Source organism: Bradyrhizobium sp. (genome assembly GCF_036735945.1).
Classification (GTDB): Bacteria; Pseudomonadota; Alphaproteobacteria; order Rhizobiales; family Xanthobacteraceae; genus Bradyrhizobium.
The window spans coordinates 79,918-104,958 of record NZ_DAINNI010000004.1 but is presented as its reverse complement, the minus strand read 5'-3'; the positions used below and the strand labels follow the sequence as shown (position 1 = coordinate 104,958).

Here is a 25,041-nt window from a genome sequence, read left to right as displayed (position 1 = left end):
CGTTTGGCAGCCGGACACTCTGTCCCCGCGCTTTGCAAAGCGCTTGCGGAACAGAATACATCATATAATAATATAGTGTACTAATTTCTGATGGCGCGAGGCCGCTGGTCGGGCCCGTCACTTTGGAGAATGCGATGCCGTATCAGTCGGTCTTCAGGCCGGACCTCTTCAAGGGCAATACGATCATCGTTACAGGCGGGGGCAGCGGGATCGGCCGTTGCACCGCGCACGAACTGGTGGCGCTCGGCGCCAATGTTGCGATCCTGGGGCGCACGGCTGAGAAGCTGGCGGACGTGAAGGCGGAGATCGAGGAGGACGGCGGGAAGGTCCTCACGCATGTCTGCGATATCCGGGACGAAGCCATGGTTGTCGCGGCGATCGACGCGGTGCTTGGCGCCTATGGTCGCATCGACGGGCTCGTGAACAATGCCGGCGGCCAGTATCGCGCGCCGATGAAGACGATTTCGACCAAGGGCTTCGAAGCTGTAGTCCGCAGCAATCTGACCGGCGGCTTCATTTTCATGCGCGAAGTCTACAACCGCTGGATGGAGGCAAATGGCGGCTCCATCGTCAATATCATCGCCGACATCTGGCATGGCTGGCCCGAGTTTGCCCATTCCGGTGCCGCCCGCGGCGGCATGCTGACGCTGACCGAGACCGCGGCGTGCGAATGGTCGGCGTCGGGCGTTCGCGTCAACGCGGTCGCCCCTGGTGGAATCGTGTCCAGCGGGTTCGATACCTACACGCCCGAAATGCAGAAGAAGCTGCATGACTTCACGGCCGGCGTGCCGCTGCAGCGGTTCGGCACCGAGGCCGAAATTTCCGCGGCGATCGTATATTTATTGTCACCGGCTGCCGCCTACGTCACGGGTTCGTGCATCCGCGTCGATGGCGGCACACCGAACGCGCGCACCACATGGAAGCTCGAGCCGCATAACCGCAGCGCGCCCTTCGAGGGGTTTCACCGCTCCAGGCTTCCCGAGGCTTTGAAGAAGGCGCCCTGACGCAAGTCGGACGCCAATCGAATGCCGTACGCGGTATACTAATACGGAAAGATGAGGAAACGAGATGGCGGGGCTCTATTTCGAACAGTTTTCGGTCGGGCAGACCTTCGTCCACGAAATCAGGCGGACGGTCACCGACATGGACAACATCCTGTTCTCGTCGCTGACCTATAATCCGGCTGCCGTGCACATCGATCACGAATACGCCAAATCGACCGAGTTCGGCAAACCGCTGATGAACTCGATCTTCACGCTCGGCCTGGTCATCGGCCTGTCGGTGCAGGATACCACGCTTGGCACGACGGTCGGAAATCTCGGCATGGAAGACACGAAGTTTCCGCGCCCGGTGTTTGCCGGCGATACGATCAGGGCGGAAACGAAGATCCTGGCGGTGCGCGAGAGCAAGTCGCGCCCGGCCCAAGGTATCGTGACTTTCGAGCATCGGGGCTTCAATCAGCATAATGAGGAAGTCGCCTATTGCCGCCGCACCGGCTTGATGATGAGGCGCCCCGCATGAGATTGCGCTCCCTTCTGTTTGTGCCCGGCGACAGCGAGCACAAGTTCGCAAAGGCATCCGGTATCGGCGCCGACGCGCTGATTCTCGATCTCGAGGATTCCGTGGCACCGCCGCGCAAGGCGCTGGCACGCGAGATGGTGAGAAACCTGCTTGCCGGTCCGCCACGCGATTGGGCGTTCCTGGTGCGGATCAATCCGCTCGGCAGCGGGCTGACGCTCGAAGATCTCGCGGCCATTGTCCGTCCCGGTCTCGACGGCATTCTGATTCCGAAGGTCAACGGCATGCAGGATATCGAACTGATCTCGAACTATGTTGATGTGCTGGAGGTCGCGACCGGCATTGCGCCGGGACAAGTCAAGCTGCTGGTAGTCGCGACCGAGACGCCGGCCGCCATGATCGGCTTTGCGGGTTATGCTACGCCGAACCGGCGCCTCGTTGCGATGACATGGGGCGCAGAGGATCTGGGCGCAGCGCTCGGCGCACTCTCCAATAAGGAAGTAGACGGAAGCTGGACCTTTCCGTACCAGGTGGCACGCGCGCAATGCCTGTTTGCGGCGGGAGCCGCGGCCGTGATGGCGCTGGATACACTGTATGGCGACTATAAGGATGAGAGAGGATTGGCGGAAAGTTGCCGGATCGCGCGCCGCGATGGATTTGTCGGACGGATCGCCATTCACCCCGCTCAGGTCGCGACCATCAACGAATGCTTCACGCCGTCAGAGGTCGACCTGGCGCATGCGCGCCGCGTGGTGGCGGCGTTCGCGGCGCAGCCCGATGCAGGGACGCTCGGCATCGATAGCAAAATGTACGACATGCCGCACCTGATCGCGGCGAAACGCGCGCTTGCCTCGGCCGGGGAGGACGTCACATGAGCGCACTGGCCAACGAGTTCGAACTGGAAGATCATCAGGCAGCCATTCGCGAGGGCGTGCGCGGGGTCGTTAGCCGCTTCGACGATGAGTATTGGCTGGCGCGCGACGAGGACGGCGAGTTTCCGCGCGAGTTTCACCGCGCGATGGCCGACGCCGGCTGGCTTGGCATCACCATGCCGGAAGAGTATGGCGGCTCCGGCCTCGGGGTGACCGAGGCCGCTATCATGATGCATGAAGTCGCCAGCCATGGCGGCGGCATGTCCGCAACCTCGGCCGTGCACATCAACCTGTTCGGGCCGCATCCCATCGTCGTGAAAGGAACCCCGGAGCAGAAGGCGCGCTGGGTCCCGCGGCTGGTCGCCGGCGAGGATCAATGCTGCTTCGGCTTCACCGAACCGGACGCCGGACTGAACACGACCCGCATCAAGACCTTTGCGCAGAAAGTCCCAGGCGGTTACCTCGTCCATGGCCAGAAGGTCTGGACCTCGACCGCGCAGGTCGCCAACAAGATCATGCTGCTGACCCGGACCACCAAATACGAAGACTGCAAGCGTCCGACCGACGGCATCACGATCTTCTACACCGACCTCGACCGCTCCAAGGTCGATGTTCATCGCATCCCCAAGATGGGCCGCAAGTCGGTCGATTCTAATGCCATCTTCATCGACGGCCTGTTCATTCCTGAGGCCGACCGCATCGGCGAGGAGGGCAGGGGCTTCTCGTACATCCTGCACAGCCTCAATCCCGAGCGCATCCTGATTGCGGTCGAAGCGATCGGGATCGGCCAGGACGCGCTGCGCCGGGCGGCCAAGTATGCAAGGGAGCGCGTGGTGTTCGATCGGCCGATCGGGCAGAACCAGGGCATCCAGCATCCGCTCGCGGAAAACTGGATGTATCTGGAGTCAGCCTGGCAGATGGCGATGCGTGCGGCCTTTCTCTACGATCACGACAGGCCCTGCGGCGCCGAAGCCAATGCCGCAAAATTCCTCGGTGCACGCGCCGGGCAGGACGCGGCGTGGCAGGCTGTGGCGACCCATGGCGGCTTCGGATACGCCAAGGAGTATCACGTCGAGCGACTGTTCCGCGAAGTCTCGATCACCCGGCTGGCGCCGATCACCGAGCAGTTGATCCTCAGTTTTATCGCCGAGAAGGTGCTCGAATTGCCGAAGAGCTACTGAGCGTTCAATTATTCAGAGATTGCGCGAAATCAGTTCGCGCATGATCTCCGAGGTGCCACCGTAAATGCGCAGCACGCGCGCATCGGCGTAAAGGCGGCATATCTCGTACTCGCGCATAAAACCGTAGCCGCCGAAAAATTGCAGGCACTGGTCGACGAGGCGGCCATGCATCTCCGTGATCCAGAGCTTCGCCGTTGATGCGGCGTAGGTCGTCAGTTGATGATTGACATGATCGTGCAGGCACTGGTCGGCATAGGCCCAGCCGACCGCGAGGTTGGATTTCAGATCAGCCAGCCTGAACCTGGTATTCTGGAAGCTGCTGATTGGTGATCCAAAGGCATTGCGCTGCTGGACGTAGTCCTTGGTAAGATCAAAGGCCTTTTGCGCGGCGGCGAGCGAGTGAAGCGCTATCGTCAGGCGTTCCTGCGGCAGTTCGCTCATCAGGGCGCCCATTGCGCCGCCTTCCGCTCCCAACAAATTGCTGACGGGCACCCGCACGCCGTCAAAGAACAGCTCGGATGTATCTGAAGAGAGGTGCCCGAGCTTTTCGAGATTCCTGCCACGACGAAATCCAGGCCGGTCGGCTTCGACCAGGACAAGACTCATTCCCCGCGAGCCGCCCTCCGGAGCGGTCCTGACCACGACGATGATCAGGTCGCACATCTGTCCGTTGGTGATGAAGGTCTTCTGGCCCGATATCACATACTCATCGCCCTCGCGCACAGCGCGGGTACGGATGCCCTGCAGGTCGCTGCCGGTGCCGGGTTCGGTCATCGCGATGGCGCAAATGGTCTCTCCCGACACCATCCGCGGCAGCCATTTCTTCTTCTGTTCGGGGGTTCCGTAGCTGAGCAGATAGCCGCAACATACATCGTTGTGCACGGAAAAATCGGTGGCGGGACCGGCGAAGCCGGAATAGCTGAGTTCTTCGATGACGACGGCGTTATGCCGAAAGTCGCCGCCAGCCCCGCCGAAATCTTCCGGCACCTGCGGGCAGAGCAGGCCGGCGTCGCCGCCGGCATTCAGCAGCGACCGGTCGATGATGCCTGCCTCTTCCCAACGCTGAAAATTCGGTGCGATCCTCGACGCCACGAAGCGCCGCACGCTCTCCCGAAACTGATTATGCTCTTCGTCGTAAACCCGGCGATGGGGTAGCATCGAGGCCTCCGTTTATTGGTGTTCGCGATGCCGCTGCTGCATCATGTCGATCGATGATGAGCGTCAGAAAGCGACCTTGTCGCCGCCCTTGAGTTGTAGGATTTCGCGCGCCTCGTCGGCCGTTGCGACGTCCAGTCCCAGCCCTTCGATGATCTTTCGAACCTGCGTCACCTGGTCGGCATTGGATGCCGCGAGTTGGCCGGCACCGATCCAGAGGCTGTCTTCCAGCCCGACCCGGACATTGCCGCCGATCGCGGCTGCGATCGCTGCGACCGGCATTTGCGCGCGGCCGGCGCCCAGCACCGACCAGCGATAATTGTCGCCGAACAGGCGATCTGCCGTGCGCTTCATGTGCAAGACGTCTTCCTGGTGGGCGCCGATCCCGCCCAGCAGGCCAAACACGGTCTGGATGAACAGCGGGGCCTTCACCAGGCCTTCAGTCCAGAAGTGATGCAGATTGTAGAGGTGACTGGTGTCGTAGCATTCGAACTCGTAGCGCGCGCCGGTCGAATTGAGCGTTTCCAGCGCGTAACGGATGTCCTTGAAGGAGTTTCGGAAGACGAGGTCGTGCGAACCCTCCAGCATCGCGGGCTCCCAGTCGTACTTGAACTGCTTGTACCGCTTGAGCATCGGGAACAGGCCGAAATTCATCGAGCCCATATTCAGGCTGGCGACCTCCGGTTTCCATACTGCCGCCGGCTTGATCCGCTCCTCGACGGTCATGTAGGGCGAACCGCCCGTCGTCAGGTTCACAACAACGTCGGATCGCTGTTTGATGACGCGGAGAAACGGCTCGAACGCTTCCGGCGACTGGTCGGGTCGGCCGTCCTCCGGATTGCGGGCATGAAGATGCACGATGGCAGCACCGGCCTCGGCCGCGCCGAGCGCGGATTCGGCGATATCGGCCGCCGTCACCGGGAGGTGAGGCGACATCGACGGGGTGTGGATCGATCCCGTGATTGCGCAGGAAATGATGACCTTACGTGCCGGCACGGTGTTTTTCCTCGAACAGCTAGGTGAACTTGTGGAAGTCCGGCGAACGCTTCTCGTTGAAGGCGGCGACGCCCTCTTTAGATTCCGCCGTGTCGTAGAACAACTTCACGGCATGAAGCGCGAGGTTGCTGATACCACGGATGTTGTCGCTGTCGGCGTTGAAGGAACGCTTCGCCAGCGCGATTGCGGTCGGTGAACGCTGCGCGAGCTTGTCGGTCCAGTCCTTGACCGCGGCGTCGAGTTCGGCGGCCGGTACCACCTTGTTGACGAGACCCATCTCTCGCGCCTGTTCGGCAGTATAGCGGTCGTTGATAAACCAGATCTCGCGCGCCTTCTTGTCGCCGACGTGGCGCGCCAGCAGGGCGGTGCCCCAGCCGGCATCGACAGAGCCCACCTTCGGTCCGACCTGTCCGAATTGCGCGGTATCTGCGGCGATCGTCAGGTCGCACAGCGTGGCCAGCACATTGCCGCCGCCGATCGCAAAGCCGTTGACGCGCGCGATGACGGGCTTTGGAACGTCGCGGATTAGCCCCTGCAGTTCATCGATCGGTAGGCCGACGACGCCACGGCCGTCATATTGCCCTTCATGCGCGGACTGATCGCCGCCAGTGCAGAACGCCTTGTCGCCGGCCCCGGTCAGCACGATGCTCGAAATGTTGCGGTCGTTCGCGGCGATCTGGAACGCCTGAATCAGTTCCTCAAGCGTCTGGCCGCGAAAGGCATTATAGACCTTGGGCCGGTTGATGATGATCCAGGCGGCACGATCGCGGACTTCGTAGATCACGTCGGTGAATTTGCTCGGGTCGAACATCGGTTTGTCCTCGCTTCTGCTAGATCATGTTCATGCCGCCGGAGACCGAGATGGCCTGTCCGGTGATGAATTTGCCGTCGTCCGACGCCAGCAGCGCGATGATGCCGGCATAGTCGTCGGGTTCTCCCATGCGCTTCAAGGGAATGCCGCGCACCATCGCGTCCTTCCATTTCACGGCCTGTTCTCCTTCGCCCAATACCGCCGCCATCATCGGGGTGTTGGTGGGACCCGGGCAGACCGCGTTGAGCAGCACGTTCTTGCGAGCCAATTCTCGTGCGATCGATTTGGTGAAGGAGATCAGTCCGCCCTTGCAGGCTGAATATACCGCCTCGTCGCTGGTGCCGACGCGCGCCGCGTCGGACGCGATGTTGATGATGCGCCCGCCACCATGCTCGACCATCAGTGGCGCAATGGCGTGGTGGGTGTTGAGCGGCCCATAAAGGTTGATGCGGATGATCTTGTCCCAGAGATCCTTGTCGGTCTTGAGGAACGGCATCGGCCGGTCCCAGCCGGCATTATTGACGAGAACCCAGATCGGGCCGAGTTCGGCCTCGACCTGCGCGACGGCACGATCCACCGAGGCGCGGTCGCCTACGTCGACGGCGTAGGTCGTGATCGCCGCCTTTGGCGCCAGCTTCGCCGTCTCACGCCCAGCGTCGGGATTGATATCGAAAATCGCGATCTTGCAGCCTTCTTCCGCGAGCCGAAGGGTGATGGCGCGCCCGATGCCCTGGCCGCCGCCGGTAACGATCGCTACCTTGCCTGATAAGCCTTTCAAATCTCACTCCCCTGGTTTGCGACGCTCGTTGTCGTCTGTCTTGTGCTGGCAATGCCCCGGCGTTCGTCGGCCGTATGCCATCAACCGCAATCAGCCGCTCTTGGCGAGCGCAAAACCGCATTGCGCGAACATCTGGCGGGCGATGATGGTCTTCATGATCTCGATCGACCCGCCCGCGATCTTGACGATCCTTGCGTCGACATAGGCGCGCGCGATCGGATATTCCGACATATAGCCCCAGCCGCCGAACAATTGCAGGCATTCGTCGACCGCCTCGCAGTGAAGCTCGGAGGTGAACATCTTGGCCATTGCGGCGTCGACCGGATCGAGCTTGCCTTCCATGAACAGGGAAATGCACCGGTCGGTAAAGACGCGCGCGACGGTGGCCTTGGTCTTGAGGTCGGCGAGCTTGAACTGGGTATTCTGGAAGTTCGCCAGCTTCTGGCCGAACACGCTGCGGTCCGAGGTATATTCGACGGTCCAGTCCAGCACGGTTTCGGTGACGGTCGCCGACCGGATCGCCTGGGCAAGCCGCTCCTGCGACAGTTTCGTCATCATCAGCGCGAAGCCCTTGCCCTCCGCGCCGAGCATGTTGGTGGCGGGGATGCGGATGTTCTCGAAGAACAGTTCGGAAGTATCCTGCGCCTTCATCCCGATCTTTTCGAGATTTCGTCCGCGCTGGAAGCCAGGCCGGCTGCTCTCGACGATGAACAGGGTCACGCCCTTGGCGCCGGCGCTGCCGTCGGTCTTGGTCGCCAGTACGACGAAATCGCAGAGTTGGCCGTTCGAGATGAAGACCTTCTGGCCGTTGATCACGAAGTCATCGCCGTCGCGAACGGCGCGGGTCCGGATTGCCTTGAGGTCGCTGCCGGCGTGCGGTTCCGTCATGCCGAGCGAGCCGATCGCTTCGCCCGACACCATTTTCGGCAACCAGTGGCGCTTTTGCGCCTCGGTTCCAAACGAAAGCAGGTAGGTCGCCACCAAATCGGTGTGAATCAGAAATCCCGGTCCGCTCGCGCCGGAGCGCCACAACTCCTCGAACACCACTACATCGAAGAGGTAGTCGAGGCCCATGCCGCCATATTCCTCCGGCACAGTACAGCAGAGCAGGCCTTCGGCTCCGGCCTTGAGCCACAGTTCCCGTGGCACGATTCCGTCCTTTTCCCACTGCGCATGAAACGGCACGATCTCGCGATCGACGAAGCGCCGGACCGATTCCCGGAAAATATGATGCTCCTCGCGGAAAATGGTTCGCTCGATCATCGATGGCCGCCATTATCAAATTTAGTTAGGTAGTGTACCATATGGCCGAGGACGGTAAAAGGCAAGCTGTGCGGCAGGCTTTTTTGCGCCGCAGCGGCGACAACAACGTCAACGGTGCGTTAGAACTCACGTTCGCGAGTTCGTTGCAACCACATCGGGCGTCATTTGCGGTCGCTGACAAAACCGCAGTGTTTAAACTAGTACACAGATATACGATATGCTATAGGACACAAAGGAGAGCGACGGAGAGTGACATGAGCGAACTGGAAAAGCTGCAGCAATTCCGGGCGGAACGCACCGAAAACAACGTCCTGCATCTCGTGTTCGACATGCCCGGACGTCCGATGAACGTGTTCTCCAACGCCGCGATTGCCGAACTTTCGCTCTTTAGCCAGTGGCTGCGCAACAGCGACGTCAGGGGTGTGGTGATCCGCTCGGGAAAGTCATCCGCATTCTGCGCCGGTGCCGACCTCGCCGAGCTTGGAGCGGCCTATCACATGATCATGGCCGCGCCGGCCGAGGCGCGCGACCGCGTGGCGTTCGACCATTTCTTTCGTCTCAGCCAGGCGTTGCGCGGTATCGAAACTGCGGGCAAGCCGGTTGCCGCCGCGATCGCGGGCCTGGCGCTAGGCGGCGGCGGCGAACTCGCGCTCGCGGCCCATCATCGTGTGATGGTCGACGATCCCAAAGTCGCCTTCGGCTTGCCGGAGTCGCTGGTTGGCCTGTTGCCGGGAGGCGGGGGAACCCAGCGGTTGCCGCGCCTGACCGGAATCGAAAAGGCATTTCCGATTCTGTTGGAAGGTGCGCGGCTCTCAGGGCAGGCCGCGGTCGCTGCCGGCGTGATCGATCAATTGGTTCCTGCAGGCGAAGAGGTGGCTGCGGCGGAACGATGGGTGCTGTCCCATCCGTCGGCGACGCAGCCCTGGGACCGGCCGGGATGGCGGCCGACAGACATTGATAATGTGGCCGCGATCGTTGCACAGAAGCGCGAAAGTGTTTTGGCCGAAACCCTCGGGCACTATCCGGCGCCGCTTGCCATTCTCGATTGCGTCGATGAGGGGTTGGTGCTGCCGTTCGACGCGGCGATCCGCGCCGAGATGCAGATATTCTCGAAACTCATTCAGCGGCGCGAGCCTCGCAACATGATCAGGACGCTGTTTCTCGGCAGGCTGGATCACGATCGGCTGCGCAAGGCAGGCGGCGTTCCGGCGCCGGTCGAGCAGGCGGTGGTGGCGGTATCGGAGGCTCTGCAGGTCGATGCGGCGGCGGGTGCGAAGCTTGCAGAAGCGCTTGCCCGCGCCGGCTTTCGCGGGCCGAACAAAGCGCCAGCCTTCGATGGGACCGTTGCGGACGCCTCGTTCTGGCTGGAGGCCGAGCCGGTCACCGACGGCAAGCGTGCGCTGCGCGAACGTCTGGCGAGGGCCTACGGTATGGCGGACCAATGGCGTGCCACGTTCTCCGAGGACCAGCGCCGCGCGGCGGATTATCTGCTGGTCACGAAACATGGCTTTCCCGCCTACATGGCTGGCGTGTTTTCCGCCGGCGAACCCGGCGCCTGAGTGGCGCTTACCTTTAACAACCAATCGAGAGAACAGCAGTGTCAAAACCCTTGACCGGCATCCGCGTCCTCGATCTGTCGAAAGTTCTGGCCGGTCCGCTATGCGCCCAATATCTCGGCGACCTCGGCGCCGACATCATCAAGGTGGAAGCCGTCGGCCAGGGCGACGAAACCCGCGGCTGGCCGCCGTTCCCGGCGCCGGGCCTCGGCACGGTCTTTCTTTCCGCCAACCGCAACAAGCGCAGCATCGCCGTAGATATGAAGACGGAGAAGGGGCGCGAGATCGTTCACGCGCTGGCAAGATCCGCCGACGTCGCCATCGAGAGCTTTGGCACGGGCGTGGCGGAACGGCTTGGCATCGACGCGCCGACGCTTCGTGCCCTGAACGACCGCCTGGTCCATTGCAGTATCTCCGGCTTCGGCCGCTCGGGACCGCTGAAGAACTCGCCGGGTTATGACGTGATCCTGCAGGCGTTCTGCGGGGTGATGTCGATGACCGGTGACGAGGACGGCGGCTACATCCGCAGTCCGATTTCGCCGATCGACCAGATGACCGGCGTACATGCCTTCAGCGGAATTCTCGCGCTGCTCTATGCGCGGGAAAAGACCGGGAAGGGCGGCGAGATCCAGGTATCGCTGTTCGAAACCGCTCTCGGCCTCCTGGGCTATAATCTGCAGACATTCTGGGAGCGCGGCGTGCAGCCGCCGAAATGCGGCTCGAGCCATGAATCGCTCTGTCCCTATCAGGCGTTCGAGACGGCCGACGGTCCGATCATGATTGGCGTTGCGAACGACAATCTCTGGCGCAAGTTCTGCAATGTCACCGGATTGAACGCGATCGTTGACGATCCAAAATTCAAGACCAATGCGGATCGTGTGGCGCACCGCAAGGAAACCCTCGGTCATGTCCAGCAGGCGTTGTCGCAGAACGCCGTCGCGCACTGGAACGAGGTGCTGACCGGCGTCGGTGTGCCCTGCGCACCGATCAATTCGATCGCGCAATTGCTCGACCATCCCCACACCGCGGCCAGCGGCCTCATTGTCGACTACGAGCACCAGACCGCGGGCAGGCTGAAGGGCGTCGGACATCCTGTTCGCATCAACGGAGAAAAACGCCAGGCCGGCAGGCCGCCGCCGGTACTGGGGCAGCACACCGACGATGTGCTGGGTGAAATCGGCCTGGCGCGCGAGACGATCGGCGAACTACGGCAGGCCCGTGTCATCGGGTGAGATTGGGTTGAAGGGGAGTTGAATAGATGGGGCAATCGACGGATACGGCCCTGGCTGCGCTGAAGATCAGCGGTCGCGTCGCTTACGAGCGTCTGGCGCGTCCAAAGGCGCACCGGTTCGACGATGTGCCGTGCACGCCTTATGCCGTCACGCCCGAATGGCTGACGGCAGTCCTCTGCAGCAAGACTCCCGGGGCCGTCGTCACGGATGTTGAAGTCAGGGCCGCAAGCGCGGGAACGCACGAGCGGCACCAGTTGAAGGTATCCTACAACGACGAAGGACGCCTTGCCGGATTGCCGGTCTCCATCTTTACGAAGTCGCTGCCGAGCATCGTCACCCGGATGATCGGCGGCTTCAACGGGACGGCGCGCGTGGAGGGGAGCTTCTTCACGCAGATCCGTCCGCAACTCGAGATCGAGGCGCCGCTGTGTTATCATTCCGCCTACGATCGCAAGACGTTTGCGGCGATCCATCTGCTGGAGGACCTGGTCGCTACCAAATCGGCGACCTTCTGCAATCACAAGACCTACGTCACGCGCGCCATGGCCGACGATATGATCGACCTCCTGGCGTCGCTGCACGGCCGCTTCTATGGCGATACCACGCTGGGCGAACGCTACCGCTGGCTCGCCAGCTATCCCCGCTGGTTCACCATCGGGGCTGCGAAGATGGGGACGGAATACTACACTGGGAAAGCATTCGACGCGGCCGCCCACGTCATTCCCGCCGTGGTCATGGCCCGCCGAAACGATGTCTGGCCCGCCACGATGCGGGCGCTTGCGCTCCATGACAGCGAACCGCAGGGCCTCATTCATTCTGATGTGCATATCGGCAACTGGTACCGGACGGGCGCGGGCCAGATGGGACTGTGCGACTGGCAATGCCTCTCGCGCGGCCACTGGTCGCGCGATTTCGCCTATGCCGTGACGGCGTCATTGACGCCGGACAACCGCCGGAGCTGGGAGCGCGAACTGCTGGCCCGCTACATCGAGCGGTTCGCGGAGAAGACCGGAGCCAAGCCCGACTTCGACCTCAGCTTCCAGCACTACCGGCAGCAGATCGTGCACGCACTGGCGATGTGGACGATCACGCTGTGCCACTCGCCGTTGTTGCCGAACATGCAGCCGGAGGACACCACGCTCACCATGATCGAGCGCATGACCACGGCGATGGCCGATCTGAATTCTCTCGATAGCTGATACCAGTTGAAATCGCCGGGTGCGCGAGCATTGCACGCGAACATCCGTGCAATCGCTGCGCGTGCGTACCAATTCAAGGACGGCGCGGAGTGCGACGATTCGCTCGCGAAAATGAGAAATCGAACACCTTCCGTCGCTTTGTGTTTGCGGGAGATGGAAGTATATGGTAAGCATGTGTACTAAAATCCGGGCATAAGACCTGGCGCTGCCGAACACGGCGGCAAAGAATCGTTCGGCGTCGCGGCCGCGATCGGATCGTCGGCGCTTGCTTAACGTGGCGGGAGGGTCGTTTGCAGGAGCGCGTGCGCAGACTGACGGCGTCTCGGACGAATGCGTTTCGTCCGCTAACGCATGACGCGAGGGCGCGGGCGTGATTGCGCTGTTGGTCGCCAATTCGCTGGCGCTTGCTTCACTGCTGATCATGCTCGCCAGTGGCCTCGCGCTGATCTATGGGCTGCGGGACGTCATCAATTTCGGCCATGGCGCGGTCTACATGCTGGGCGCGTATCTGGGCTACACGGTGGCCCTTGTCGGCGGATTTTGGCTGGCGCTCGTCGTGGTTCCGATCCTGCTCGCGCTCCTTGGCATTGCGTTCGAGTATCTGGCGCTGCGCCCGCTGCAGAAACGCTCTCACATCGAGGTTGCGCTGGTCACTCTCGGCCTCGGCATCATTCTTGGGCAGATCATCATCTTTTTCTACGGAGGTGTCGCGCGAAGCATCGACGCGCCTCAGGTGTTGTCCGGCTCGGTCACGGTGCTGAACTTGTCCTATCCCGTCTACCGAATCTTTCTGATCGTGATGGGCCTCGGGTCATGCGTCCTCCTGGTGCTGTGGCTGCGATTCACATCGTCGGGGCTCTATGTTCGTGCCGTGAGCCAGGACCCGTCGGTCGCTCGCATGATGGGCATCAACGCCGACCGGCTGAGCCTGCTGGTGACCAGCCTAAGCACCGCCTTCGCCGGCGTCGCCGGCGTGCTGGCCGGTCCCTATCTGTCGATCGACCCGGGCATGGACGTCACGATGATCGTCAATTGTCTCATCATCGTGGTGATCGGCGGAACGGGAAGCATTGGAGGGGCGATCGTGGCCGCCCTGCTGTTCGGCTTCGTTCAGGTCGCGGGATCGGTTTTTCTGCCGAACTTCGCCGCACTGGTTCCCTACATTCTGCTCATGCTGGTGCTGCTGGTGGCGCCCCGTGGCATTGGGCGCGGCAGGGTGCTCAATTGAGTAACCGGGCAACAACGGCGGTAAGCGCGCGCGCTCCAACGGCTGGGATCGTTGGTGGACAATCCTTGCGTATTCCGCTGGCGATTGCCGGAATGGTGATCGTGTTCGCGCTCGGCGCAACTGTGCCAACGCGCTTCGCCAGCGATTTCGTGCTCCGGCTCGGCAACGAAGGCCTGCTGCTTGGCATGCTGGCGCTGAGCGTCGCTTTCCTGATGCATCAGGCTGGACTCGTGGCCCTGGGAGCGGCGAGCATGTATGGCGGGACGGGCCTGCTGTTTGCCATTGCCCTGTCCGAGTGGAATTTGACGCCGATCGCGGCGATCGGCGTCTCGTTTCTGATAGTCGTGGTCTACGCGACCATTCTCGGCGCGCTGATCGTGCGCACCAATCCGCTCGCGTTCATGATGCTGACGCTCGCGGCCGGCGAGATGATCAGCCACGGCGTCCTGCTAGAAGGGCTACGTGGATACACTGGCGGCGCCGACGGGCTGGTCGTCAACTTCAAAGGTTCGATATTCGGCATGGAAGCGACGGACTTTGCGAGTCCGTCGCAATTTTGGCTGTTGACATGGACTGCGGCGTGGCTTGCCGGTTTGGCGCTGTGGGTGGTCGGCCGTTCTCGCCTCGGCTCGATCTTACGGGCGGTGCGCGAGAACGAGGAGCGGATGCGGTTCTCCGGTTTCGGTACCTATCTGCCGCGCCTGATAGCCTATGTGCTCGTCAATATCGTCGCGGCCGTCGCCGGCCTGCTGCATGTGCTCAACGCCGGCTTCGTTTCGCCGGAGAGCCTCGGACTTACGGTCAGCACCAACACACTGGTCGCCGCGTTGATTGGCGGCATCGGGGGCTCCGTGGGGCCTATCGTCGGCGGATTGATCTTCTCGTTTGCGCAGGACGAGTTCGGCGCGCGCGGACTCACGCAGCTTTTGACCGGTATCGCCATCGTGTTGTTCATCGTGGTCTTTCCCAGCGGTGTCGTTGGGGGAGTGTGGGGCGCCCTCCGGGCGCGCGCGCTCGGCGAACCAAGCGAGAGGTCCTGACATGCTCAGGATTGAAAAGCTCTCGGTGAGCTATGGATCGGTCAGGGCGTTGACCGAGGTTAACCTGGATGTCCTGGGCGACGGCGTGCTTCACGGCATCATTGGGCCGAACGGGGCCGGCAAATCCACGCTGCTCGACGCGGTATGCGGCCGCCGCCGGCCGACGGCGGGAACTGTCCGTTACCGTGACGAGGACATCACGCGGCGTTCGATCGCCTGGCGGCGGCGCAACGGCATGGCGCGTTCGTTCCAGCGCACCAGCATCTTCCAGGATCTCACCGTGATCGAGCAACTCCACCTCGTCGCGCAGCATCTCGGAGACGACAGGCTCGACGACGTGATCGAGGTGATGGATCTGACTGGCTATCTCGACCAGAAGGCCGGCCGCATCGCTTATGGTGTGCAGCGTCGGGTCGACGTCGCGCTGGCGCTGATCGGCCGACCGCACCTTTTGTTGATGGACGAGCCGGGTGCCGGCCTTTCCGCGGCTGAAACGCTACGCCTGTTCGGACATCTGCGTGACCTCGTACGCGAGCGGAAGATTGCCGCGGTCGTGGTGGAACACGATGTCGATGCAGTGTTCGCCTGCTGCGGCACAGTGACCGTGCTCGACCTCGGCCGACACCTCGCCACCGGTACGCCCCAGGAAATTCGCGCGGACCCCCGCGTCGTCGCCGCCTATTTGGGCACCGCAGCATGAGCACGCTCCGCATCGAAAGGTTGGTGGCAGGTTACGGTGCTTCGACGGTACTGCACGGCATCGACCTTACGGTCGACGAGGGCGAGTCGGTTGCCGTGGTAGGTCGCAACGGGGCCGGGAAGTCGACCTTGCTGCTCTCGGCGTTCGGCGAGGTGAACATCACGTCGGGCGCGATCTGGGTAAATGACAGCAGGATCGATCAGCAGCCCGGCTACATGGCCGCCAAGCTCGGCATTTCGATCGCGCCGCAGGGGCGCCGCATCCTTCCCAATTTGACCGTCAAGGAAAACCTGTTGCTCAGCAAGGCGACAGGAAGGTCAGGATACTGGGATTTGAGAGCGGTCTACGGTCTTTTTCCGGTGCTCGAGGAACGCGCCAACCGGCCCGGCACCATGCTGAGCGGCGGTCAACAGCAGATGCTGGCGATCGGCCGCGCGCTGATGGCCAATCCTAGCCTGGTTTTTCTTGACGAGCCGTCGGAAGGGCTTTCCCCCGTTCTGATCGACGGGCTGGTCGGTGCCCTCGACACGATCCGCAGGGCCGGAACCGGGGTGCTGGTGGTCGAGCAGCATCTTAATCTGGTCAAACGCGCGACCGATCGCTTCATCATTTTGGCAAAGGGAGAAGTCGTCGGCTCAGGGCCAACGCGAGCGATCGGTGCGCCAGAGAACCAGGTGCTGATGGCGTTGTGAGCACGATCAAGGAAGACCAAGGAGGGAGAGGAAACATGAGGAAAGCACTTACCACTCTGCGCCTCGGCGCGTTGCTTTCGGCGGTGCTGGCGATCCCGGTCGTCACGGCGGTCCCGACCACCGTGCGCGCCCAGGAGAGCGTCAAGATCGGCGTTCTGCTGATCGACAGCGGGCCACTCGCCGGCTTGAAGGAGACCCAGACCAAGGCGGTCAATCTCGCGATCGAGCAGATCAATGCCGCTGGCGGCGCTGCCGGCAAGAAGCTGGAAGCCGTCTTCATCACTTATCCCGGCACGCCCGATACCGCCGTGGATGGCGCGACGCGCGCGGTCCAGAAGGACGGCGCGATGTTCATCACCGGCATGGATACGTCGTCGGTTTCGCCCGCCTTGCAGGTGAAGCTTCCCGGATTGAAGGCCCTGATGCTGGAAGTGATGGCGAACGCCGATGGCCTGACCGGCAAGGGATGCTCGCCGAACTATTTTCGGGTCAATGCCAACGATTCGATGATCATGGGAGCCTACCGGGAATTCCTTAAGGGCCAGGACATCAAGAAATGGGACATTATCGCGGTCGATTATGCCGCCGGGCGCGACTCCGCCGAGAAGTTCAAGGCGCTGGTGGCCTCGCAGGGCGGAACGATCGGAAAGACGCTGTTCACCCCGTTCGGCACGCCGGACTTCGGCGCCAAGATTTCCGAACTCGGGGCGGACCCGGCTGATGGACTGTTCGTGACGATCTTCGGCAGCGACGCCATCAACCTTGCCAAGCAGCAGCAGCAGTTTGGCCTGTTCAAGAAATACAAGATGGTGCTGGGCAACTCCTTCGTGATTCCGCAGACGCTGCCGGCACAGGGAGACACGGTGCTGGGTGTCTATCAGAACATCGGCTTCGTCGCCGGCTTCCCGGGCGCGCAGGCCGAAGCCTTCGTGAAGAGCTACAAGGAGAAGTACAATGGCGAACTGCCACCTTACACCGGGGCCGACCAGTACGCCGCGATCCAGTTGATCGCCGCCGCGGTCAGCAAGGCCAATTCGACCGACGTAAGCGCGGTGCGGACGGCGCTCTCAGGCCTCAAGGCCGACACGGTGTTGGGAGATGTTGAGATCCGTGCGGGCGATCATCAGGCCGTGCGGCGGATGGCGATCAGCCAGATCCTGCCGGGCCCTGATGGCAAGCCGGCCTACCAAATCAAGAAGATCGAGCCCGGCCCCGATATCGTTCCGCCGGTCGATCCCGCGTGCAAGAAGTAACGGGACGGCGCCGATGTCGATCAGCTTTCGACCTCGGCGCCGAAGCATCCCTTGTAGATTGCGCCGCTACCGCGCGGGAAGCCGCTCAAACCACCAGCGAGACCTTGCCAAACTGTGCGCCGGCGGCGAGCCGATCGAAGCCGGCGCGAATGTCGGCCATGGCAAACGTCGAATCGATCACGGGGTTGAACAGCCCGCGATTGAACACATTCAGCAATTGGCGGAATTCGCCAAGGCTGCCGCCGGTCGATCCATAGATTTCCAGTTGGCGGATGAACACGCGTTGCAAATCGGCCGAAGGGCTGGAGCCACTTGTCGCACCGCAGGTAACCAGGCGACCGCCGCGCCGCAGCGATCGAAGCGAGTCGCCCCAGCTCGCCTCGCCGACGCTGTCGATCACCATATCGACGCCCCCATTGCTTATTTCGAGGATCGCGTTCGACACGCGGTCCCTTCTGTAGTTGACGCCGCCGCTGGCACCCATTGCCAGCGCGCGCGCGATCTTTTCGTCACTGGACGAGGTGACAAAGACCTGGGCGCCCACCAATTTTGCGAGCTGCAGGCAGGCCACCGCAACACCGCCGCCGATACCGACGATCAGGACGCTCTCGCCAGGCTGCAAGGTCTTCTTGCCAAACAGCATGCGCCAGGCGGTGAGATGGCCCGTCATCAACGCCCCCGCGGCGGACAGGTCAGCATCGTCGGGCAGTGGCAGGAAACAGCGGCTAGGCATCGCGATATATTCGGCAAACCCGCCGTGGCGATGCTCGCCCATGATCTTGACGTTCTCGCACAATGGCTGGTCGCCCGCGAGGCAATATCGGCATTGATTGCAGAACGCCTCGGAAAACAAAATGGCCTTCATGCCCGGCTTCAACCCGGAGCCCGGTTCTGCCTCGACGATTTCGCCCGCGGCCTCGACGCCCATCACCTGCGGCAATTGATGCGTAATCCCGGCGCCGTTGTCGCGCATGTAGAGGTCAACGCGATTGAGCGAGGATGCAGCAACTCGGAGCACGGATTCCCCCGGGGCAGGGGTCGGATCGGGAAAGTCTCGCCATGTAACACCATCTGCTCCGCGCCGCTCCAGGACCGCCGCTTTCATGACGCCATCTCCCTTCCGGTACGCCCGCAGCCACGCTCGTGTTTGGACACACGCTTATCATCCTTCGCCGGCCTTGTTCCAGGACAATGCCGTTCCTCCGCTGCCGTCCGCGCCCACCAAGGCAAAGATAGACGAAAGAGAGCCGATTTTGGAGTTGCGGTTCCTTGCAACATTAGTACACTAGCGAACGAATAGGTCGTCAAGTGCCGTCGTATGATCTGGGAGGGTACGCATGAGCGGAAATAAATTCGATCCCGTCGCCCACGCGAAATCGATGCGGGCCGACGGTTTCTGGATAGACAAGAATTTTGATGAATTTCTCCAGCAGACAATTGCAGCGACGCCGGGCAAGCTCGCGCTGCTGGCAGATCGCGCCGATCGCGCGGAGCCAACGCGCTTCACCTATGCCGAGCTTGGCGATCTGGTGTCGTGTGCGGCCGCGTCATTGAAGCAGCTTGGCATCGGGCCTCGCGACGTCGTCTCGGTGCAGCTACCTAACTGGTGGGAATTCGCTGTGGTTGCGTTGGCCGCCTTCCGGGTCGGCGCCATCGTCAATCCCTTGATGCCGATCTTCCGCGAGCACGAACTCGGCTACATGCTCGGCTTTGCCGAGACGAAACTGCTGATCGTGCCAAAGCTGTTCCGGGGCTTCGACCACGAAGCGATGGCGAGTTCGCTTCGGCCGCGGCTGCCGAACCTCAGGCATGTGATCGTTGTCGACGGCGAGGGAGCGAACAGCTTCGATCGCGCCTTGCTGTCCGGGAGCGAGCGGCTCGGACCACCGCCGATAGGCGAAATCGGCGCGATGCCACCCGACCAGATGGCGGTGCTGATGTTCACGTCTGGCACGACGGGTTCGCCCAAGGGCGTCATGCACTGTCTCAATACGCTGCTGGCCTGCAACATCGCGCTCGCTGGCCGCTTCGGGCTCGATACCAACGATACGATGCTGGTTTGTTCCCCGCTCGGCCATATGACCGGTTTCGCGGCCGGCATGCTGCTCGGGTTCAAGATCGGCGCTTCGGTGATTTTCCAGGACGTGTGGGAGCCGAAGCGTGGCATCGGCATCATGGCCAATGAGGGTGTGACCTACTCGGCCGGCGCTGCGACGTTCCTGGCTGACATGTGCGAGGCGGTGGCGGCCGGCGGGCAGAAGCCGGCACGATTGCGCAAGTTTCTTTGCGCCGGGGCGCCGATCCCGCCGGCACTGATCGATCGAGTCTACCGCGAACTCGACCTCAAGGTCTGCTCACTGTGGGGTATGACCGAATCGCTGTCGAGCACGCTGACCGAGCCGGAACGCGCGCTCGAGAAATCATCGAAAACTGACGGCCGGCCGCTCGAAGGTGTTGCGGTAAAAGTACTTCGCATGGACGGTTCGCCAGCACCAGTCGGCGAAAAGGGCCTGCTTAAGGTCCGCGGCGCACAAATGTGCCTCGGCTATTACAAGCGCGACGACATGGAGCCGTTCGACGCCGAGGGTTGGTTTGATACCGGCGACATGGCCTATATGGACGACGAGGGCTATATCCGCATCGATGGCCGCATCAAGGACATTATCATTCGTGGCGGCGAGAACGTGCCGGTCTTCGATATTGAGAACCTGCTGTTCAAGCATCCCGCGGTGCTTTCCACCGCGATCGTCGGATATCCAGATGCGAGGCTCGGCGAACGCGCCTGCGCATTCGTCGTGCTGCGTCCAGGCCAAACTCTCGATTTGGCCGGTGTTCAGGCGCTGATGGCGGAGAACAAGGTCGCGAAACAATACTGGCCGGAGCGCATCGAAATCGTTGCCGATCTGCCGAAGACGCCGGCGGGCAAGGTGCAGAAGTTCCAGCTTCGCGAAATCGCAAAGGCCTTCGCCGAACCGCCGCACAAGGCGAGCGCATGACCCCCCGTCTTCAGGGTCGCGTGTGCGTCGTCACCGGCGCCGCGCGCGGCATCGGCCTTGCAATCGCCGAGCGCTTCGGGGAGGAGGGCGGCCGCATCGCCTGCGTCGACGTCAGCGCGCGCCGTCTGGAGCCCGCCGTTGACGGCCTGAAGGGCAAAGGTTTCGAAGCAAAGGCTTACGAAGTGGACATCGGCAAGCGTGACGATGTCCACGTCATGTTCGGGCAGATCGAGAGCGACTTTGCCGCGCCGGTTGCGGTCCTGGTCAACAATGCGGTGTGGGCACGCTTCGAGCCGCTCGAGCAGATCGATATCGAGACGGTCGAACGCATGTTTGCGGTCGGCGTGCACGGCCTGATCTGGACCACGCAGGCTGCCGCCCCGCAGATGGAGCGCCGTGGCGGCGGTTCGATCGTCAACCTGAGCTCGGTATCCGCATTCAATCCGGCCAAGGATTCGATCGCCTATTCGGCGCTGAAGGCCGGTGTCGTCGGGCTTTCCCGCGCATCCGCGATCGAGCTCAGTGCAAGGAAAATTCGTGTCAATGTCATCGCGCCGGGGATGATCGGCACGCCGGCTTCGATCGCGCAATTCGATGAAGCGACGATTGCGACGCGCCAGGCCGAGATGCCGCTCGGGCGTTTTGGCCAGCCGGAAGAAATCGCTGGCCTGGCCGCGTTCCTTGCCAGCGACGACGCGAGCTACATCCAGGGCGCCGTCGTGACCGCCGATGGCGGCTGGACGATCCCTGCCAGATAGGAGGGTGAGATGAAGCGGCTGGAGGGCAAACGCGCGGTCGTGACCGGCGGCGGCAGCGGCATCGGCCGTGCCAGCGCCATCCGCTTCGCGCGCGAAGGCGCATCCGTGCTGGTGGTCGGCCGGGCCGGCAACACCGAGGAAACGGCGGCGACGATCCGCGGCGAAGGCGGAATCGCGTCGGCGCTGATCACGGATGCAGCGGTCGAGGAGAACGTCGCCGACATCGTCCGGCGCTGCGTCGCGGATTTCGGCGGGCTCGAGGTCTTCTTCGCCAATATCGGCGTCACCGGGACCAACACCCCGCTGCTCGAGCAGACGGTGGAGGAGTGGTCGGAAGTCTACCGCATCAACACCATCAGTTGCTTCCTCGCCATCAAATATGCTGGCCGGCACATGACGGCGCAGGGCTCCGGCTCAATCATCCTGACCTCGTCAGCGGCGTCGCTGCGCGCCAATGCGGGCGCGATCTCCTACAGCGCCAGCAAGGCGGCGGTGAACAATCTGGCGCAGACGGCGGCCAACGCCTTTGCCGGCACCGGCGTGCGGGTCAACGCCGTGCTGCCGGGACTGGTGGAAACACAGCTGACGCGCAAGGTTTTCGAGGATGCCCGCGCCCGCGGTATCGAAGGCAAGCTCGGCCACGTCACGCCGATGAAGCGCCCGGGACGCTCCGAGGAGATCGCAGCCGCCGCGGCATTCCTCGCCAGCGACGATTCTTCCTATGTGGATGGACAGTTGCTTTCGGTCGACGGCGGCGTCAGCAGCACTCATCCCTATGGGCGGATCGCGCTCTAGAAAGCGGCTTTGAACGAAAAAGTGGACCAGGAGGGGCGTCATGGATTTCGGGTTGCCCAGGGAAATCACCGATAAGCTCGCCGAACTGGATGCCTTCATCGAGGCCGAAATCAAGCCGCTTGAGCGCGACAACATCAAATATTTCGATCATCGCCGCGAATATGCTCGGACCGATTGGGAAGACGATGGTCGCCCGCGTGCCGAATGGCGCGCGCTGATCAGCGAAATGGAGAGCCGCGCCGACAAGGCTGGGCACCTGCGCTACGGCCTTCCGAAATCGTGCGGCGGCCAAGCCGCCTCCAATCTCGCGATCGCGGCTATCCGCGAGCACCTCGCTGCGAAGGGGCTCGGCCTGCACAACGACTTGCAGGACGAATCCTCGATCGTCGGCAACTTCCCGATTATTCCGGCGCTGGCCGACTACGGCACCGAGGAGCAGAAGACCTATATCGAAGGTATCATCACCGGGAAGAAACACCTGTCTTTTGCCCTGACCGAACCCGGACACGGCAGCGACGCGACATGGCTTGAGACCACCGGTGTACGGGACGGCGATCACTGGGTCATCAACGGCCGCAAGCGCTGGAACAGCCAGGTCGCGCGTGCGCATGCGAACCTCGTTTTCGCGCGTACGTCCGGCAAGCCCGGCGAAGCCACGGGCATCACTGCCTTCATCGTGCCGACCGAGGCACCCGGCCACAAGGTTCTCTACAATCACTGGACATTTAACATGCCCAGCGATCATGCCGAGACTGAGCTGACCAATGTACGCGTACCCGGCAGCGCAATCCTGCACAAGGAAGGCGAAGGCCTTGTGGTCGCGCAGCGATTTGTGCATGAGAACCGCATCCGTCAGGCGGCCGCGAGCGCCGGCGCCGCACGCTATTGCATCGAGGAGGCCGTCAAATACGCAAGGTCCCGAGTGGTCTTTGGGGAGCCTCTGGCCCGTAAACAGGCGATCCAGTTTCCGCTGGTGGAATTGTGGGCCGAATACCAGATGCTGCGTAATTTCATCTTCCGCACCGCGTGGCAGATGGACCGGCAGAACCCGTTGGAGATCAGCGACATGGTGTCGATCTGCAACTTCCGCGCAAATCGGCTGTGCTGCGAGGCGGCCGATCGAGCCATGCAGGTGCATGGTGGTATCGGCTATAGCCGCGCGATGCCGTTCGAACATATCTACCGTCATCACCGCCGTTATCGCATCACCGAGGGTTCCGAGGAGGTGCAGATGCGGCGCGTGGGCCAGTACCTGTTCAACTTCAGCGGCAAGCGCGCGAGCAACGGATGAATGGGACGCATGCCTCCGACCGCGGCATCGACTTCGACGTGGCGCGGCTCGGTGAATATTTGAAGGATTGGCTCGGCGGTAGCGATTCCACCCGGATTGAGCGCACGCATGGCGGCATGTCGAATCCGACCTACTTCGTCACCCGTGGCGACTGGCGCGGCGTGCTGCGCAAGCAGCCCGGCAATGTGCTGATGCCGTCGGCGCACGCGATCGATCGCGAATATCGCGTGCTGACGGCGCTGCAGGGAAGCCCGGTTCCCACGCCCAAGCCTTATCGCTTTTGCGAGGATCGCACCATCGTCGGCACGCCGTTCTACCTGATGGAATGGCTGGACGGCCGTGTCTTCAGCGAGTTCGCGACGCCCGGCGTGACGCGCGAGGCGCGCGCGGAAATCTTCCGTTCGATGTGCAGCACGCTGGCGGCCATCCACAGGCTCGACTACCGGGCAATCGGTCTCGGGGATTTCGGCAGGCCGGGAAACTACTTTGCCCGCCAGCTCAAGCGATGGTCGACGCAATGGACGCAGTTCCGCCGCGGCGATGATGACAATCCGGCGCTGGACCGGATGGTGGACTGGCTCGGCGACCGGCTGCCCGAGAGCGAGACCATCGCGCTTTGTCATGGCGACTTCCGTATCGCCAATGTGATGTTTCACAAGGATGAGCCGCGGGTCATCGGCGTGCTGGACTGGGAGCTCTCGACGCTCGGCCATCCTCTGGTCGATCTCGCCTTCAACAGCCAGGCGTGGCTGATGGCGCCGGATGAGAATGGCGGGCTGCGCGGCCTGCCGCTGGATCGGATGGGTATCCCCTCCGAACACGATTATCTTGAACTCTACTACGCGCAGGCGGGCGCCACCGAGCGGCTCACGCGCTTCCACCAGGTCTTTGCGATGTTTCGCGGTGCCGTCGGCAGTGCCGGCGTCGCGGCGCGCGGCGATCTCGGCAGCGGTGTCTTGCCCGATGCCGCGCGCGTCGGCCGGCATCTGGCGCGCGCCTATGCCGACCGCGGCGTGGCGTTGATCGAGGAGGAGCGATGAGCCTGCACCAGCGGCCCATGATGAGCGTCGACGAGGCGATCCGCCTGCGCCGCTCGGTGCGTGGCTTCCTGCCTGACGAAGTCCCGGAAGCGACGCTGCGGGAAGTATTCGAGCTTGCACAATGCTCACCCTCGAACTGCAACGTGCAGCCATGGACGCCGCATGTCGTCTCGGGCGGGACGCTGGGGCGACTGCGCGACGCCCTCGTTGCGGCGGGCATGCGCGACGAGCCGATCAAGCCGGATTGGCCGGCCGACGGCAAATTCACCGGCGTCTATCGCGAGCGGCAGGTGGATGCCGCGCAGAAGCTCTACGGCGCGATGGGGGTCGCGCGCAACGATAGGATTGGCCGCAAGATGGCCTACGTCCGAAACCATGCCTTTTTCGACGCGCCGCACGCCGTTCTGATCTTCATGCCCGCGCCGTTCGACACGAGGGAAGCGGCCGACATCGGCATGTATGCGCAGACCCTGATGCTCGCCCTGACAACGCGTGGGATTGCGTCCTGCGCCCAGGGGGCGCTGGGGTTGTTTCCGGACATCATCCGCGAACAGCTCGGCATTCCGGCGCACCAGAAGCTGCTGTTCGGCATCTCGTTCGGTTTTGAGGATCGCAACGTCAAGGCCAATGCCGCTCGCGTCGGTCGCGCAGGGATCGACGACACCGTGCGCTTCCACCGCTGAGATC

The 25,041-nt window shown here is 62.6% G+C and carries 24 protein-coding genes; 18 read left to right on the top strand and 6 right to left on the bottom strand.

Annotated features, from left to right (window positions below):
* The first annotated feature begins 134 nt into the window (after window positions 1-134).
* The 4 genes from V7E26_RS02915 (at window position 135) to V7E26_RS02900 (ending at window position 3,571) form a co-directional block, all read left to right on the top strand.
* Window positions 135-1,004 (top strand): SDR family oxidoreductase, encoded by an 870-nt coding sequence (locus V7E26_RS02915; protein WP_324413295.1) that lies wholly within the window; start codon window positions 135-137, stop codon window positions 1,002-1,004.
* Window positions 1,005-1,068: 64 nt separating this feature from the next.
* Window positions 1,069-1,521, top strand: coding sequence for a MaoC family dehydratase (locus V7E26_RS02910; protein WP_324413293.1), 453 nt, complete (start codon window positions 1,069-1,071; stop codon window positions 1,519-1,521).
* On the top strand, window positions 1,518-2,393 hold the full coding sequence (locus V7E26_RS02905; RefSeq protein ID WP_324413291.1) for an HpcH/HpaI aldolase/citrate lyase family protein: 876 nt from the start codon (window positions 1,518-1,520) through the stop codon (window positions 2,391-2,393). Before V7E26_RS02910 ends, V7E26_RS02905 begins: the two co-directional genes overlap by 4 nt.
* Window positions 2,390-3,571 carry an acyl-CoA dehydrogenase family protein gene (locus tag V7E26_RS02900; RefSeq protein ID WP_324413289.1) on the top strand — a complete coding sequence of 394 codons (1,182 nt, stop codon included), beginning with the start codon at window positions 2,390-2,392 and terminating at the stop codon, window positions 3,569-3,571. Before V7E26_RS02905 ends, V7E26_RS02900 begins: the two co-directional genes overlap by 4 nt.
* Window positions 3,572-3,583: 12 nt before the next feature.
* Here V7E26_RS02900 and V7E26_RS02895 read toward each other — a convergent pair whose 3' ends face one another.
* The 5 genes from V7E26_RS02895 to V7E26_RS02875 all read right to left on the bottom strand — a co-directional run bounded on the left by V7E26_RS02895 (window position 3,584) and on the right by V7E26_RS02875 (window position 8,574).
* The gene (locus tag V7E26_RS02895) at window positions 3,584-4,729 is read right to left on the bottom strand and encodes an acyl-CoA dehydrogenase family protein (RefSeq protein ID WP_324413287.1); all 1,146 of its coding nucleotides are present in this window, start codon (window positions 4,727-4,729) and stop codon (window positions 3,584-3,586) included.
* A 63-nt stretch (window positions 4,730-4,792) separates the two neighbouring features.
* Entirely contained in the window at window positions 4,793-5,722 is a 930-nt protein-coding gene (locus tag V7E26_RS02890) for a 3-keto-5-aminohexanoate cleavage protein (protein ID WP_324413286.1), read from the bottom strand.
* Between the two features lie 19 nt (window positions 5,723-5,741).
* Window positions 5,742-6,533 (bottom strand): enoyl-CoA hydratase-related protein, encoded by a 792-nt coding sequence (locus V7E26_RS02885; protein WP_324413284.1) that lies wholly within the window; start codon window positions 6,531-6,533, stop codon window positions 5,742-5,744.
* Between the two features lie 19 nt (window positions 6,534-6,552).
* Complete coding sequence (locus tag V7E26_RS02880; protein ID WP_324413282.1) at window positions 6,553-7,311, bottom strand: glucose 1-dehydrogenase; 759 nt, start codon at window positions 7,309-7,311, stop codon at window positions 6,553-6,555.
* 90 nt (window positions 7,312-7,401) lie between these two features.
* On the bottom strand, window positions 7,402-8,574 hold the full coding sequence (locus tag V7E26_RS02875; protein WP_324413280.1) for an acyl-CoA dehydrogenase family protein: 1,173 nt from the start codon (window positions 8,572-8,574) through the stop codon (window positions 7,402-7,404).
* Between the two features lie 41 nt (window positions 8,575-8,615).
* On the opposite strand from V7E26_RS02875, the gene V7E26_RS02870 reads away from it, so the two are divergent.
* The 8 genes from V7E26_RS02870 to V7E26_RS02835 all read left to right on the top strand — a co-directional run bounded on the left by V7E26_RS02870 (window position 8,616) and on the right by V7E26_RS02835 (window position 17,474).
* Window positions 8,616-10,133 carry an enoyl-CoA hydratase-related protein gene (locus V7E26_RS02870; RefSeq protein WP_324413278.1) on the top strand — a complete coding sequence of 506 codons (1,518 nt, stop codon included), beginning with the start codon at window positions 8,616-8,618 and terminating at the stop codon, window positions 10,131-10,133.
* A gap of 38 nt (window positions 10,134-10,171) precedes the next feature.
* Entirely contained in the window at window positions 10,172-11,362 is a 1,191-nt protein-coding gene (locus tag V7E26_RS02865; RefSeq protein ID WP_324413276.1) for a CaiB/BaiF CoA transferase family protein, read from the top strand.
* A gap of 26 nt (window positions 11,363-11,388) precedes the next feature.
* A complete protein-coding gene (locus V7E26_RS02860; RefSeq protein ID WP_324413274.1) occupies window positions 11,389-12,561 on the top strand; it encodes a phosphotransferase family protein in 1,173 nt (390 codons plus the stop codon).
* Between the two features lie 370 nt (window positions 12,562-12,931).
* Window positions 12,932-13,789 (top strand): branched-chain amino acid ABC transporter permease, encoded by an 858-nt coding sequence (locus V7E26_RS02855; RefSeq protein ID WP_324413272.1) that lies wholly within the window; start codon window positions 12,932-12,934, stop codon window positions 13,787-13,789.
* A gap of 92 nt (window positions 13,790-13,881) precedes the next feature.
* On the top strand, window positions 13,882-14,829 hold the full coding sequence (locus tag V7E26_RS02850) for a branched-chain amino acid ABC transporter permease (RefSeq protein ID WP_324413270.1): 948 nt from the start codon (window positions 13,882-13,884) through the stop codon (window positions 14,827-14,829).
* Window position 14,830: 1 nt separating this feature from the next.
* Window positions 14,831-15,529, top strand: coding sequence for an ABC transporter ATP-binding protein (locus tag V7E26_RS02845; protein WP_324413268.1), 699 nt, complete (start codon window positions 14,831-14,833; stop codon window positions 15,527-15,529).
* Complete coding sequence (locus tag V7E26_RS02840) at window positions 15,526-16,221, top strand: ABC transporter ATP-binding protein (protein ID WP_324413266.1); 696 nt, start codon at window positions 15,526-15,528, stop codon at window positions 16,219-16,221. The genes V7E26_RS02845 and V7E26_RS02840 overlap by 4 nt, the downstream gene beginning before the upstream one ends.
* Window positions 16,222-16,256: 35 nt before the next feature.
* Window positions 16,257-17,474 carry an ABC transporter substrate-binding protein gene (locus tag V7E26_RS02835; protein ID WP_324413264.1) on the top strand — a complete coding sequence of 406 codons (1,218 nt, stop codon included), beginning with the start codon at window positions 16,257-16,259 and terminating at the stop codon, window positions 17,472-17,474.
* A gap of 85 nt (window positions 17,475-17,559) precedes the next feature.
* Here V7E26_RS02835 and V7E26_RS02830 read toward each other — a convergent pair whose 3' ends face one another.
* Window positions 17,560-18,579, bottom strand: a complete 1,020-nt coding sequence (locus tag V7E26_RS02830) for a zinc-binding dehydrogenase (RefSeq protein ID WP_324413262.1) — start codon at window positions 18,577-18,579, stop codon at window positions 17,560-17,562.
* A 232-nt stretch (window positions 18,580-18,811) separates the two neighbouring features.
* On the opposite strand from V7E26_RS02830, the gene V7E26_RS02825 reads away from it, so the two are divergent.
* The 6 genes from V7E26_RS02825 to V7E26_RS02800 are packed head-to-tail and all read left to right on the top strand — an operon-like array spanning window position 18,812 to window position 25,037.
* Complete coding sequence (locus V7E26_RS02825) at window positions 18,812-20,470, top strand: AMP-binding protein (RefSeq protein WP_324413260.1); 1,659 nt, start codon at window positions 18,812-18,814, stop codon at window positions 20,468-20,470.
* Window positions 20,467-21,228, top strand: coding sequence for an SDR family NAD(P)-dependent oxidoreductase (locus V7E26_RS02820; protein ID WP_324413258.1), 762 nt, complete (start codon window positions 20,467-20,469; stop codon window positions 21,226-21,228). The genes V7E26_RS02825 and V7E26_RS02820 overlap by 4 nt, the downstream gene beginning before the upstream one ends.
* 9 nt (window positions 21,229-21,237) lie before the next feature.
* A complete protein-coding gene (locus V7E26_RS02815) occupies window positions 21,238-22,023 on the top strand; it encodes an SDR family NAD(P)-dependent oxidoreductase (RefSeq protein ID WP_324413256.1) in 786 nt (261 codons plus the stop codon).
* 40 nt (window positions 22,024-22,063) lie between these two features.
* Entirely contained in the window at window positions 22,064-23,314 is a 1,251-nt protein-coding gene (locus V7E26_RS02810) for an acyl-CoA dehydrogenase family protein (RefSeq protein ID WP_324413254.1), read from the top strand.
* Window positions 23,311-24,354 (top strand): phosphotransferase family protein, encoded by a 1,044-nt coding sequence (locus V7E26_RS02805; RefSeq protein ID WP_324413252.1) that lies wholly within the window; start codon window positions 23,311-23,313, stop codon window positions 24,352-24,354. The genes V7E26_RS02810 and V7E26_RS02805 overlap by 4 nt, the downstream gene beginning before the upstream one ends.
* Window positions 24,351-25,037: a nitroreductase gene (locus V7E26_RS02800; protein WP_324413250.1), complete on the top strand. Its 687-nt coding sequence runs from the start codon at window positions 24,351-24,353 to the stop codon at window positions 25,035-25,037. Before V7E26_RS02805 ends, V7E26_RS02800 begins: the two co-directional genes overlap by 4 nt.
* Window positions 25,038-25,041 lie beyond the last annotated feature (4 nt).

What these genes read in the sequence shown, in the direction of transcription:
- V7E26_RS02915 (WP_324413295.1), top strand. Translation starts at nt 135, where the DNA reads ATGCCGTATCAGTCGGTCTTCAGGCCGGACCTCTTCAAGGGCAATACG.
- V7E26_RS02910 (WP_324413293.1), top strand. Translation starts at nt 1,069, where the DNA reads ATGGCGGGGCTCTATTTCGAACAGTTTTCGGTCGGGCAGACCTTCGTC.
- V7E26_RS02905 (WP_324413291.1), top strand. Translation starts at nt 1,518, where the DNA reads ATGAGATTGCGCTCCCTTCTGTTTGTGCCCGGCGACAGCGAGCACAAG.
- V7E26_RS02900 (WP_324413289.1), top strand. Translation starts at nt 2,390, where the DNA reads ATGAGCGCACTGGCCAACGAGTTCGAACTGGAAGATCATCAGGCAGCC.
- V7E26_RS02895 (WP_324413287.1), bottom strand. Translation starts at nt 4,729, where the DNA reads ATGCTACCCCATCGCCGGGTTTACGACGAAGAGCATAATCAGTTTCGG.
- V7E26_RS02885 (WP_324413284.1), bottom strand. Translation starts at nt 6,533, where the DNA reads ATGTTCGACCCGAGCAAATTCACCGACGTGATCTACGAAGTCCGCGAT.
- V7E26_RS02875 (WP_324413280.1), bottom strand. Translation starts at nt 8,574, where the DNA reads ATGATCGAGCGAACCATTTTCCGCGAGGAGCATCATATTTTCCGGGAA.
- V7E26_RS02870 (WP_324413278.1), top strand. Translation starts at nt 8,616, where the DNA reads ATGGCCGAGGACGGTAAAAGGCAAGCTGTGCGGCAGGCTTTTTTGCGC.
- V7E26_RS02860 (WP_324413274.1), top strand. Translation starts at nt 11,389, where the DNA reads ATGGGGCAATCGACGGATACGGCCCTGGCTGCGCTGAAGATCAGCGGT.
- V7E26_RS02850 (WP_324413270.1), top strand. Translation starts at nt 13,882, where the DNA reads ATGGTGATCGTGTTCGCGCTCGGCGCAACTGTGCCAACGCGCTTCGCC.
- V7E26_RS02845 (WP_324413268.1), top strand. Translation starts at nt 14,831, where the DNA reads ATGCTCAGGATTGAAAAGCTCTCGGTGAGCTATGGATCGGTCAGGGCG.
- V7E26_RS02840 (WP_324413266.1), top strand. Translation starts at nt 15,526, where the DNA reads ATGAGCACGCTCCGCATCGAAAGGTTGGTGGCAGGTTACGGTGCTTCG.
- V7E26_RS02835 (WP_324413264.1), top strand. Translation starts at nt 16,257, where the DNA reads ATGAGGAAAGCACTTACCACTCTGCGCCTCGGCGCGTTGCTTTCGGCG.
- V7E26_RS02830 (WP_324413262.1), bottom strand. Translation starts at nt 18,579, where the DNA reads ATGAAAGCGGCGGTCCTGGAGCGGCGCGGAGCAGATGGTGTTACATGG.
- V7E26_RS02825 (WP_324413260.1), top strand. Translation starts at nt 18,812, where the DNA reads ATGAGCGGAAATAAATTCGATCCCGTCGCCCACGCGAAATCGATGCGG.
- V7E26_RS02820 (WP_324413258.1), top strand. Translation starts at nt 20,467, where the DNA reads ATGACCCCCCGTCTTCAGGGTCGCGTGTGCGTCGTCACCGGCGCCGCG.
- V7E26_RS02815 (WP_324413256.1), top strand. Translation starts at nt 21,238, where the DNA reads ATGAAGCGGCTGGAGGGCAAACGCGCGGTCGTGACCGGCGGCGGCAGC.
- V7E26_RS02810 (WP_324413254.1), top strand. Translation starts at nt 22,064, where the DNA reads ATGGATTTCGGGTTGCCCAGGGAAATCACCGATAAGCTCGCCGAACTG.
- V7E26_RS02805 (WP_324413252.1), top strand. Translation starts at nt 23,311, where the DNA reads ATGAATGGGACGCATGCCTCCGACCGCGGCATCGACTTCGACGTGGCG.
- V7E26_RS02800 (WP_324413250.1), top strand. Translation starts at nt 24,351, where the DNA reads ATGAGCCTGCACCAGCGGCCCATGATGAGCGTCGACGAGGCGATCCGC.